This window comes from Cobetia sp. MMG027, assembly GCF_027947415.1.
In the GTDB taxonomy this organism is placed as follows: domain Bacteria; phylum Pseudomonadota; class Gammaproteobacteria; order Pseudomonadales; family Halomonadaceae; genus Cobetia; species Cobetia marina.
Genome location: NZ_JAQJIO010000004.1, coordinates 100,590 through 112,044 on the forward strand (window position 1 = coordinate 100,590; position 11,455 = coordinate 112,044).

General features: G+C 63.2%; 9 protein-coding genes. 1 reads left to right on the plus strand and 8 read right to left on the minus strand.

The features are described 5' to 3' along the window. Positions 1–283 precede the first annotated feature (283 nt). The 8 genes from PJK54_RS06330 to PJK54_RS06365 all read right to left on the minus strand — a co-directional run bounded on the left by PJK54_RS06330 (position 284) and on the right by PJK54_RS06365 (position 10,284). Positions 284–1,582 (minus strand): AGE family epimerase/isomerase, encoded by a 1,299-nt coding sequence (locus tag PJK54_RS06330; RefSeq protein WP_333781909.1) that lies wholly within the window; start codon positions 1,580–1,582, stop codon positions 284–286. Next, complete coding sequence (locus PJK54_RS06335) at positions 1,582–2,925, minus strand: MGH1-like glycoside hydrolase domain-containing protein (RefSeq protein WP_271302488.1); 1,344 nt, start codon at positions 2,923–2,925, stop codon at positions 1,582–1,584. The genes PJK54_RS06330 and PJK54_RS06335 overlap by 1 nt, the downstream gene beginning before the upstream one ends. Positions 2,926–3,034: 109 nt before the next feature. Then, on the minus strand, positions 3,035–4,060 hold the full coding sequence (locus tag PJK54_RS06340) for an ABC transporter ATP-binding protein (RefSeq protein WP_271302489.1): 1,026 nt from the start codon (positions 4,058–4,060) through the stop codon (positions 3,035–3,037). Positions 4,061–4,147: 87 nt separating this feature from the next. Continuing rightward, complete coding sequence (locus tag PJK54_RS06345) at positions 4,148–5,053, minus strand: carbohydrate ABC transporter permease (protein ID WP_218015162.1); 906 nt, start codon at positions 5,051–5,053, stop codon at positions 4,148–4,150. Next, on the minus strand, positions 5,053–5,901 hold the full coding sequence (locus tag PJK54_RS06350) for a carbohydrate ABC transporter permease (RefSeq protein ID WP_271302490.1): 849 nt from the start codon (positions 5,899–5,901) through the stop codon (positions 5,053–5,055). The genes PJK54_RS06345 and PJK54_RS06350 overlap by 1 nt, the downstream gene beginning before the upstream one ends. 196 nt (positions 5,902–6,097) lie before the next feature. Further along, entirely contained in the window at positions 6,098–7,366 is a 1,269-nt protein-coding gene (locus PJK54_RS06355) for an extracellular solute-binding protein (RefSeq protein WP_271302491.1), read from the minus strand. A 55-nt stretch (positions 7,367–7,421) separates the two neighbouring features. Next, positions 7,422–8,423 (minus strand): substrate-binding domain-containing protein, encoded by a 1,002-nt coding sequence (locus PJK54_RS06360; RefSeq protein WP_191237092.1) that lies wholly within the window; start codon positions 8,421–8,423, stop codon positions 7,422–7,424. A gap of 388 nt (positions 8,424–8,811) precedes the next feature. Beyond that, complete coding sequence (locus tag PJK54_RS06365; RefSeq protein ID WP_271302492.1) at positions 8,812–10,284, minus strand: sugar porter family MFS transporter; 1,473 nt, start codon at positions 10,282–10,284, stop codon at positions 8,812–8,814. 233 nt (positions 10,285–10,517) lie between these two features. Here PJK54_RS06365 and PJK54_RS06370 point away from each other — a divergent pair, with 233 nt between their 5' ends. Beyond that, entirely contained in the window at positions 10,518–11,396 is an 879-nt protein-coding gene (locus tag PJK54_RS06370; protein WP_084208568.1) for an MBL fold metallo-hydrolase, read from the plus strand. The last annotated feature ends 59 nt before the right edge of the window (positions 11,397–11,455 follow it).

An 11,455-nucleotide genomic window follows, 5' to 3' on the forward strand; every position in this document is an offset into this window, starting at 1 on the left:
ATAGCAACGACTTGTGAGGCGCCTTCCTGTCCAGTGCGCGCTTGTGTCGTGACGACGTCTCAGACACGGGCACCGCCTCGGGGAGACCCCGAGCCTGTCGCCCTCTGGTGGAGCGATCAGCGGGTTTCAGTATTGTCACGAGCGGCGCGCTAAAGAAACATGATAGGTGTGCGAATAAATAGAGCATGCTGGCGGACGGCGATGGGTAGAGAAGGCTCTCCTCATACGAGGACACCCCGCACAGGGCGAGGTGTCGGGTGGTGCAGTCGCAGTGCGACAGGGCTCAGTCGTCCGTGATCACGCGCAGCAGCTCATGGCAGGCGCCGAGGCTGTGGTAGTCACACTTGGCCCCGGGCGAGCTCTTGAGATCATCGAAGCGTTGGTTGTCGGCATTCAGCAGGCGATACCAGGCGCCGTAGCGATGGTCGATGAAGTGCTGCCAGGCGTAGCCCCACAGGCGTTCATACCACTCGGCGTAGTGCGACTCGCCGGTGGCCTCGTTCAGCAGCGCTGCGGCCACCAGGCTCTCGGCCTGCACCCAGAAGTACTTCTCGTCGTCGCAGATGGTGCCATCCGGCGCGAAGCCGTAGTAGAGCCCACCACGTTCGCCGTCCCAGGCCAGATCCATCGCGGTATCGAACAGACGCTTCGCGGTCGGCAGCAGCCAGTCGTCATCGCGGTGACGCTTGAGCAGCAGCAGCAGCTTGGCCCATTCGGTCAGGTGGCCCGGCTGGAAGCCCCACGGGCGGTAGAGGTTCTTGGGGTCGTCGCGGTTGTAGTCCCAGTCGACGTTCCAGTCGCGATCGTAATGCTCCCAGATCAGGCCATCGGCCTTGGCGGCCTGACGCTGGCAGATGTTGCGGGCCAGGGTCATGGCCCGCTCCAGATAGCGTTCGTCATTCGTGGCTTCAAAGGCGGCCAGCATGGCTTCACAGGCGTGCATGTTGGCGTTCTGGCCACGGTAGTCAGACAGTGTCTGCCAGTCGGCACTGGCTTCATCGGCGTACAGACCGTGATGCTCCGACCAGAAATGCTGCTCCATCAGGGCGTGGGTCTCGTCCAGCCAGCCGCGGGCCTCCTCGATACCGGCGCGCCAGGCCGTCGCGTAGGCCAGCATCACGAAGGCCAGTCCGTAGCACTGGTTGGTATGATCCGCCTCGCCTTGCTCGCTCAGCGACCACAGGTAACCACCGGTCTGCGGATCGAGATGCACCTCGCGCAGATAATCGATGCCATGACGGGTCGCGGCCAGACACGTCTGGTCACCGGTGCGCAGATATTCCATCGCGAAGTTGAAGATCATCCGCGTGCTGCTGACCAGATGACGCGCTGCGGGTGCATACACGCTGCCGTCATCACGATACGCCTGGAAGTAGCCGCCGCGTTCCTGATCCACCGCGCGCGGCAGATAGAAGTCCATGATCGAGCGGATATGCGTGTCCAGAAAGCCGCGGCTGGCGAACGTTGCCGGCATGGGCGGCACTGCCTGCCGTGTCAGCGGTGCCTTCTGCGGCGCCTGCGCCAGTGGAGAGGCTTGTTGAGGCTGTTGCTGAGAAGTTTGCTGAGAGGCGTGCTGAGTCATCAGGAGACCTCCTCGACGCCGGACGCCGCCTTGCTGGCAGTGAAGCTCTCCAGCGGGTTGAGCCAGTAGAGGTCCATCGCTGCCGTCCAGGAGAAGTCGCGACCGCCACAGCCTTCGCCGGTCACCGAATTGAAGTATTCATAGTAGCCTGCCGCCGCGATGCACTGCTGGCTGGCCTGCTTGATCCGGTCGGCCTCGCGGGACATGCCATATTCCTCACAGCCGATGGCCAGCATCCAGTTGATGTGCAGCCAGCTCGGCCCGCGCCAGTAGCGCTTGGGTTCGAAGCGGGTGCTGGCCGGGTGGGTGGAGGCGACACCGAAGGGCGCCTGTTCCAGCCAGTCCTCGAGCAAGCCGCCCATGCGCTGCGCCTGGGCACCGCTGGCGACCCCGGCGAACAGCGGCAGGATACCGGCGGTGGTGACGTGCTCAAGCAGCACGTTGGCGCGCGCATCGCGGCTCAGGAAGCAGCCCAGCTCATCGCTCCACAGCGCCTGCACGCCTTCCTCGGTGCGCGCCAGCGACTGCTTGAGGCTGTAAAGCGCCTCGCCGTGGGTGTTGACCAGGCCAAGCCCGGCGGCATCCTCTTCGCACAGCGCGATCAGGTCGCGCGTGCCACGGTGCAGGATGGAGATCAGGCTGATGTCCTCGACGCGGTACGGGCAGTCGCGATACAGCACCTCGGCGTCGTGCTCGTTCTCCTGGAAGAACTTCACCAGATAGATGTAACGATCATATTCGTACTTGTGCGGGCGCTCGGACGGGTCGACCAGCCCCGTATCGCGACGCACGTATTCGGCATCGACCGGCGGCACGCCAGCCAGCGGGCCATCCCACTGGGGGCTGTTGTCCATGCCGGACTCCCAGGGGTGATAGCTGCACACGCGGCCGGTATGTTCCGGATCACGGTCGCGGTAGAACCACAGGTGATAGCGGATGACGCCAGGCAGGGTGGCGGCCAGTTTCTCCTCGGCAAGCCGGTGGTCACGGCCTTCCTCGAACAGCAGCTTCATGACGCTGGCCAGCACCGGTGGCTGGGAGATGGCGCTGGTCGCCGGGCTGCGCTTAACGCCCCAGACTTCCGGCCCCGGGAAGTAGGTTTCCGCGTCACCGTGGAAGACGATGTGCGGCACCATGCCGTTGTCCCACTGGCCTTCCAGCAGACGCTCGATCTCACGCCAGGCGCGTGCCTCGTCACCGGCGGCCAGCCAGCCCAGCGCGGTGATGGCGGCATCCCAGTTCCACTGGAAGGGGTAGAGGCCACGCGTGGGGACGGTGTAGCCGCCCAGATCGTTGAGCTTGAGAACGTCGTGAGCGCTGAGCGCGTCGAGCTTGGCATTCATGTAAGTCGGCTCCGTTCGGGATGACAGGTTCGAAATCAAAGGTTCTGGATCAAAGGTTCGCAATCAAAGGCTCGGGGTCAAATGTCGGGTCGAAGAGGATCAACACGCCTCACGCCGACATCAGCTGGCCGCTGTGGTCATAGAAGCGCATCTTCTCGGCCAGCGGCCTGATGTGGATGTCACTGCCATTGGCGATCTCCAGGTCACTCGGTACGTTGACGCGCAGCATCTCGTCCCCGAAGCGAGCAGTCAGCTGCTTGTGGGAGCCCAGCAGCTCCGTGACCAGCACACGGACCGGCGCGAAGTCCTCGGTGGGCTCGAAACGCACCTCGAAGTCCTCGGGGCGGATACCGCACCTGTGGATCTGGCTGGTAGCCGGAGCGGCCTGGTGCCAGCGTGCATCCGGGGCGATGAAGTTCATCGGTGGATTGCCAATGAAACTGCCGACGAATTCGGTCGCCGGGTAGTGGTAGATCTCGGAGGGCGGCGCGTACTGCTCGATCTGGCCCCCCTTCATGACCGCGATGCGGTCGGCCAGGCTCATGGCCTCGACCTGATCATGGGTCACGTAGATGGTGGTGGTGTCGGAGGCGGCGAGGATGGTCTTGAGCTCGGCGCGCATCTCCAGGCGCAGCAGCGCATCCAGATTCGAGAGCGGCTCATCCATCAGCAGCACTTCCGGTTCCATCGCCAGGGCACGCGCGACCGCGACCCGCTGACGCTGACCGCCGGAGAGCTGGCCGGAGTAGTGATCCAGACGGTCCTCGATGTGCATCAGCTCGGCGGTTTCCTTCACCTTGCGCTGGATGTGCGCTTCGCTGTCCTTGCGCACGCGCAGGCCGAAGGCGATGTTCTCCGCCACCGTCATGTGCGGGAAGACGGCGTAGTTCTGGAACACCATCGCGATGCGGCGATCCCGCGGTGCCAGTGAGGTGATCTCACGCTCGCCGATGCGGATCGAGCCGCTGCTCTCGTACTCCAGCCCCGCGATGATGCGCAGCAGGGTGGACTTGCCGCAGCCGGACGGGCCAAGCAGCACGGTGAATTCCTTGTCACGGATCTCGAGATCGATGGACTTGAGGATTTCCTGCTTGCCGAACTGCTTGCGTACGGCACTGATCTGGATGGCTGACATGGTCGGACTCCTTGTAATCGTGAGCGACGGCGCTGGATGGACAGGTGACAGCCGTCGTCATGCATTGGCCGGTTGAAGGGCCGTACGCTAGCGGTTGGAAATGCCCCACATGCTGAACAGGTACTTGCGGATCGCGAACAGGAACAGCAGCGCCGGGACGACCAGGATCAGGCCGCCGGCGTATTTGATCTCGGCGGGCGACTCGGAAAGGCTCTGGACCAGAAAGGCCGTCAGGGTGCGGTTCTCGACGGTGAGAATCGCCGAGGCGAACACCTCGTTCCACGAGATCACGAAGGCGAATACCGCAGAGGCGGTGATGCCCGGCGCGGCCAGCGGCAGCACCACGCGGCGGAAGGCCTGCCAACGATTGCACCCCATCAGCCAGGCGGCTTCCTCGAGTTCCACCGGAATGCCCATGAACAGGCTCGAGGTGATCAGCACCGCGAAGGGCAGTGCCAGGGTGGCGTGGACCATCGCCAGACCCAGGATGGAGTCATCGATGCCCACCTGGATGAAGATGACGGCCAGCGGCAGCGCCAGCAGCGGCATCGGGAAGGCCCGCGACAGGATGATGACCAGACGAAAGGCGTTCATGCCCGGAAACACGAAGCGGGCCAGCGCATATCCGGCGGGAGCGCCGAGCACGATGGCGATCACCATCGTGAAGGCGGCGGCCAGCAGCGAGTTGCCCAGCGCACTGATCACGCCCTGGTAGTGCCAGAAGAAGTCGAGGGTCTCGAAGCTCAGCGCCGGGGTCAGGGTCTTGGGCCAGCCGCTGATCTGTTCCGGGGTGCTGACACTGTTGAGCATCAGCAGGGCGATGGGCACCAGCACCCACAGCACCAGAATCGCGACACCGGCACGGAACAGCCATTTCCAAGCCATGTCATGACGGCGTGGCTTGTGTGCGCTCTGCGCCTGCGCCGGGGCCTGGGAATCGGAACGAGAAGACACGGGAGCCGGCATGATGGCCTCGGATGTCGTGGATTTCATCAGCGTGCCTCCTTCGGAACGTTGAGGAACTTGAGGTAGCAGCCGGTGATGATCACCGAGATCAGCATGATCAACACCGCGTAGGCGGAGGCGGCGCCGGTCTGCTGATAGAGGAACTGCCAGTCGAAGGTCTCGCTCATCAGTACCGGCATGTCGCTGCCGCCCAACATCATCACCACTGCGAAGACTTCCAGTGCCAGCAGGGTGCGCAGGATCAGTGCCGACTGGATGCTCGGGCGCAGCATCGGCAGGGTGATCTTCCACAGGCGCTGCCAGTAGCTGGCGCCGAACACCTGACCAGCCTCGTCATATTCCTTGGGGATCAGCCCCATGCCCGACACCAGGATCACCAGCACGATGGCGGTGCCGCGCCAGATTTCCGCGACCACCACCGCCAGGAACAGCGCGAAGGCGTTCTGATAGTTGAGCCACGAGGTTGGCGCATCGATCACGCTGACCGCGCTCAAGAAGCTGTTGAGAAACCCGAACTGCTCCAGGATCGCCAGCCAGATGATGCCGGCGGCCAGATCGGAGATGCCCAGCGGGATGGTCCAGATGTAGAGGATGCTGTCGCGCCCCTTGTTCATCTTTGTGACCATCAGCGCCATGCCGATGGCCAGCACCAGCTGGACCGGCACCACGACACCGGTGAGCAGCAGGGTGTTCTTGAGCGAGGGCCAGAAATTGAAGTCCTGATAGATGCGCGTGAAGTTGGCGAGGCTCACGCCGCCGTCAGGCTGGGTGAAGGCCTGGGCGAAGATCTCCAGAAAGGGGTAGAGGAAGAAGGCGCCCATGAACAGCAGGCTGGGGGCGATCAGGTAATAAGGTAGCCAGCGATCGTGCTTCATCTTTGCTCACCTTTGACGTTGTTGTGATGGCGTGTCGGAAGGGTTTCGTGGCACCGGGTCGGCATGACAGGGGTTGGCGTACCGTCATGGCGACCCGTCGAGGGGTGCCGTTGCTGCTGCTTGTGTTGCAAGTGTTGCGAGTGTTGCGAGTGTTGCGTTCTGTCGGTGCTGTCGAGCGACGGCTCGAGTGAGCGAATTACTTGACCGGGCAGGGGCCGTCGCTGGGCGTGTCCGGCAGCCAGCAGCTGGCCCCTGCGGTGTCGATCAGCGTCTGCAGGCGCGGCGCGAGAATATCCAGCGTCTCCTCGATGTCGGCGTCGCGCAGCACGATCTGCACGAAGGCATCGCGGTAGATCTTGTTGAACAGGCCCGCCTGTTGCCCCAGGCCGCTGGGCAGCAGCGAGAGCACGGCATCCTCGGCGGAAGACTGTGTCGCCACCGCCTTGCCGGACATGCGAATGCTGGCGGGCAGATCATCGGGCAATTCAGCGGTGACCACGGGGAAGAAGTTGGTGGCGCGCAGGGTGCGAATCTGGGCCTCGGGCGTCATCAGATAGCGGATCAGCTTGCGACTGGCTGCGGGGTCGGAGGCATTGGCCGGCATCGCCAGCCCTGCCACCACCGGCATGTAGCCGCGACCGCTGGGGCCTGCCGGTGCCGGGAAGGCCACGAAGTCATCGGGACGCTTGTTGAAGGCATCCTTGAGGCGCGCGGTGTGATCGAACGCCACCCATACCTCACCATTGAGCAGCGGTTCCTGCATGAAGCCGTAGGCGGTGGAGCGTGGATTGGTCACCGCCCAGATCTCGCGGAACTTCTGCCACATGGCCACGGCATCGGCGCTGCGGAACTCGCGCACCACCGAATGGGTGAAGGACGGGTAGAGATAGCCTTCCAGGAAGCGGTGGATCAGCCCCTTGCGACCGGCCGGGAAGCCCAGCTTGGGCTGGCCGGTGGCGGTCTCGAGATTGCGCCCCCAGGCCAGCAGCTCGTCATAGCTCAGTGCCTCGAGATCCGCGCCTTCGGGCAGGTAGGGCAGCGCCTTGCGATTGGCCGCCATGATGTAGGTGGCCTGCATCCAGGGGATGTAGCGCTGCTGCTCGCCGCCCAGCTTGCCCAGCGTCAGGTATTGCTCGCTGATGCCCTTGTCCTTGAGCGTGCTTGCCAGCGTATCCAGTGGCGCGAGAATGCCGGGCGTCAGCGAGCCCAGCTCGCCATGCAGGCCGCCGAGCAGGTCCAGCGCGCCTTCGGGACTCGACTTCTCCGCCTCCAGTCGTGACAGGAAGGTACCGGTTTCCTGCGGCATGTAATCGATGGACTCGGCGTAGGGTGCCAGGGCGATCTCGCGCATCTGCTGGGCTTCTTCCAGCGGCCTTGCCTGGGTGCTGAAGAAGGTGAGGTCAGCGAGGGCGGAGGTGCTGCCCAACAGTGCCATCACGGCGAGGGCGGTCGGCATCTTGCGCATGGGTGTCTCCCGGGGCGGGTAGTGGGATGAAGAGGCAGCGTTCACGGGCGGCGCGTCAGCCAGTGGTATCGCGCAGCAGAAGCTCGTAATCGAAACAGCGGTGGCGTGGCACACCCTCTCGCGGGGCCAGTACCAGCTCGATCAGCGCCTGGCTTACGGTCTCGAAGGAGATGTCCAGCGTGCTCAGGCTGGGCTGCTGGTACATCAGCGGTGGCAGGTTGTCCGCCCCGATGATGGCGATATCCCGGCCGGGCGCCCGCCCGCTCTCGCTGACGGCTTCCATCACCCCGTAGGCGAAGATGTCGCTGGCACACACGAAGGCGGTGGGGGCATCGGCACTCGCCAGCACCTCTCTGGCGACCTGATAGGCGCTGGCGTAACCGTGGGGGCAATGGCGCGAGCTGGGGGCGAGGCTGGCCTCGCGCATGGCCTGCAGATAGCCGGTCTCACGCTCCACCGCGGTATAGAGATCGCTGAAGAAGTTGAGGAACAGGATGTTGCGATGTCCCTGCTGGATCAGATGGCGAGTGGCGCGCAGGAAACCATCGGCGGCATTGATGTCGACCCAGTCGTGCTCGTCGGCGCGGCCGGTGCGACCGTGGGTGACGAAGGGGACACCGCTGTCGAGCAGGAAATCGACGCGCGGGTCCTGGATGCAGGTACGCGCCACCACGAAGGAGTCCACCTTGCCGCCATCGATGAAACGCTTGTAGGTCTCCAGCTCGTCGCGGTCTTCCGGCACCGTGGTGACGATGAGGTCGTGCTCCGGTGCGGCATCGTGCAGTGCCTGCCCCAGCGCCACCAGCAGGCGGGTGTTGAACTGGTCACGAAAGTCGCCCTGGGCGCCGTTCATGATGTAGCCCACCGAGGAGGTGCGGCCGGTCTTCAGTCGGCGTGCGCTCTGGTTGGGTTGATAGCCCACGTCGTTGGCGAAGGCCTGGACTCGTTCACGCGTCGCTACGCTGACATCCTCGAACCCCCCCAGGGCGCGAGAGACGGTGGTCACCGAGAGCCCCAGTTCAGTGGCGAGATATTTCAGCGTGATCTTCGGTGGCATGGTGCAGGCCTCTGGCAAGGTGTCTGGGCGTGAAATCGCTGGAAAGCATCTTCCGAAACGTTTCGGATGGATCATTTCACTAAATTTGGCGCCCCCGCAATGCTTTCGATACCAAAGGATATGTCGGTAATGATTCGTAATTTTCAGACGTTGCGCCTGACTGTTGCGTTGGCGCTGATGACACGCTGATTGAACGTTTCACGACATCGTGAACCGGTTACTCAAAGGGGCTGAAGAAGGTACTGACGAGGGAGCTGAAGAGGGCAACCAAGAGGGCAATCAAGAGGGCAATCAAGAGGGCAATCAAGAGGGCAGCAACGAGAACGCCCCGCAGAGCGGGGCGTCGTGGGGATGGCATGTGTCAGCCGAGAGGCGGGCCGTCGCGGGGTCAGCGGCTCTGGGGTTCGAGCGCTGCGGCCTGCTCGCGTCGGGTGGGACGAACCAGGCGGCCCTGAAGCTCCTCAAGCGAGACACCCTTGGTCTCGGGCATGAAGAACAGCACGAAGATCAGCTGCAGCAGCATCATGAAGGCGAAGAAGGCGAACACCGGCCCACCGCTGAACTGGCTGAGGATGGTCGGCATCAGCAACGCGATCAGGGCCGCGAAGATCCAGTGTACGGAGCTGCCGAAGGACTGGCCCATGGCGCGTACCTTGTTGGGGAAGATCTCGGAGATGAACACCCAGATCACCGTGCCCTGACTCATGGCATGCGCCGCGATGAACACGCCCAGCAGCACCGGCACGCCATAGCCGCCCATGGCGGAGAAGTCCTCGAGATGGAAGGCCCAGGCGATCAGGCACAGCGACAGTAGATAGCCGGCCGAGCCGATCAGGATCAGGGTACGGCGGCCCAGCTTGTCGATCAGTGACATCCCCAGCATGGTGAAGACCAGATTGATGACCCCGATCCCGGCCGTCGAGAGCAGGGCGGCGCTCGATTCCAGCTGCGCCTCGGCCAGAATGCGCGGCGCGTAGTAGATGATGAAGTTGATGCCGGAGAGCTGATTGAAGGCCGCGATCAGGAAGGCGAACAGGATCGGCAGACGATAGCGCCAGGCGAACAGGCGGGTGTGCTGCTTGGCACTTTCCTCGCTTTCCGTGCCACGGATGATGGCGATTTCCTCGGCGATGTCGGCCTTGGGGTTGATCAGTCGGATGATCTCGGCGGCGGCCGCCTCGTCATTGCGCTTGAGGATCAACCAGCGCGGGCTGCGCGGTACCTTGCAGATCATCAGCAGGTAGAGCGCGGCCGGCACGGCTTCCACCCCCAGCATCCAGCGCCAGTTCTCGCCGTCCATGAAGCCGATGAAGTAGTTGGAGACGAAGGCGATCACGATCCCGAATACCACGTTGAACTGGTAGAGCCCGACCAGCGCGCCCCGGCGCTCGCGGGGGGCGATCTCGGAGATGTAGATGGGCGCAGCCACGGAGGACGCGCCGACACCCAGACCCCCCAGCAGGCGGAAGAACGAGAACAGGTAGGGGTCGGTGGCCAGCGCCGAGCCCAGCGCCGAGACCAGATAGAGGATCCCGATCCCGATCAGGGTCGCGCGGCGGCCGAAGTGATCTGTCGGCCAGTTGCCGAAGATGGCGCCGATGACCGTGCCCCACAGTGCCATCGACATGATGACCAGGCCGTGCATGAGGTCGCTGAGACCCCACTGGCTCTGCAGAGAGGTGTCCGCACCTGAGATGACAGCGGTATCGAAGCCGAACAGGAAGCCGGCGAGAGCGACCGTGATCGACCATTGAAGAATGCGTGGCATGGCGTAGCTCATCCAATGAGGCGTGAAGGAAAGACAGCGATTCGCGGAGGTTAATCGTTCAAGAGTGTATAGGTGAATCGTGTCACCTGACAATAATAGCCTAACGTGAGCGATATCGTTTATCCGCTATACCTTAGGGTGAGAGGCGCGCCTGGCGATATCCGAGGCACCGTCACGTGCCTTTTTTGATGTCTGATATCAATAGGTTATCAATTAGGAGCTACCGTTATTCCAAATGGTTTTATCGTTATTCTATTTTTGCGTTCGCGCCCGGACAGGCGTAGGCTGAGGTCCATTCACCCTTGATTGACTCAGGAGGCCGAAGGATGGCAACCCCGACACTGCAGCCCCATGTCGAGAGCTTCTTCGACGAAGACAGCAATACCTTCACGCATCTGGTGCGTGACCCGCACTCCCGGCGTTGCGCGATCATTGATCCGGTACTGGATTTCGATTACCCCGCAGCCCGCACCACCACGCAGTCGGCGGATGCCCTGCTGGCCCACATCGCGGACGAGTCGCTGGAGGTGGAATGGATTCTCGAGACCCACGTCCATGCCGACCACCTGTCGGCCGCCGCCTACCTGAAAGACAAGCTTGATTGCCAGCTGGCGATCGGGGCACGTATCCGTGAGGTGCAGGACATCTTTGCGGACATCTTCGCGGCCGAGGCGGGGTTCGCGCGTGACGGACGTCAGTTCGACCGCTTGCTGGAAGAGGGCGACAGCCTGGCCATCGGCGGGCTTGAATGCCGCGTGCTGCATACGCCGGGCCATACGCCGGCCTGCGTGAGCTATGTGATCGGTGACGCCGTCTTCGTCGGCGATACGCTGTTCATGCCCGATTACGGCACCGCGCGCTGTGATTTCCCCGGCGGTGATGCGCGCACCCTGTACCGCTCGATCCACAAGGTACTGGCTCTGCCTGACAGCACCCGCCTGTATCTGTGTCACGACTATTCCGCCGAAGGGCGCGAGGGCTTCTGTTGTGAGACCACGGTCGGGGAGCAGCGCCAGCACAATATCCACGTGCACACCGGGATTGATGAAGCGGCCTTCGTGGCCATGCGTTCGAAGCGCGATGCCGGGCTTGGCATGCCGCGCCTGATGCTGCCGGCGGTCCAGGTCAACATGCGGGCCGGCCAGATGCCGCCTGAGGACGCCAATGATCAGGCTTATCTCAAGATTCCGCTCAATCGTTTCTGACCCTCGCCGCCTGCACAGGTAAATAAATGACGTAGACTTCTTACGTGTCTATGCCAATT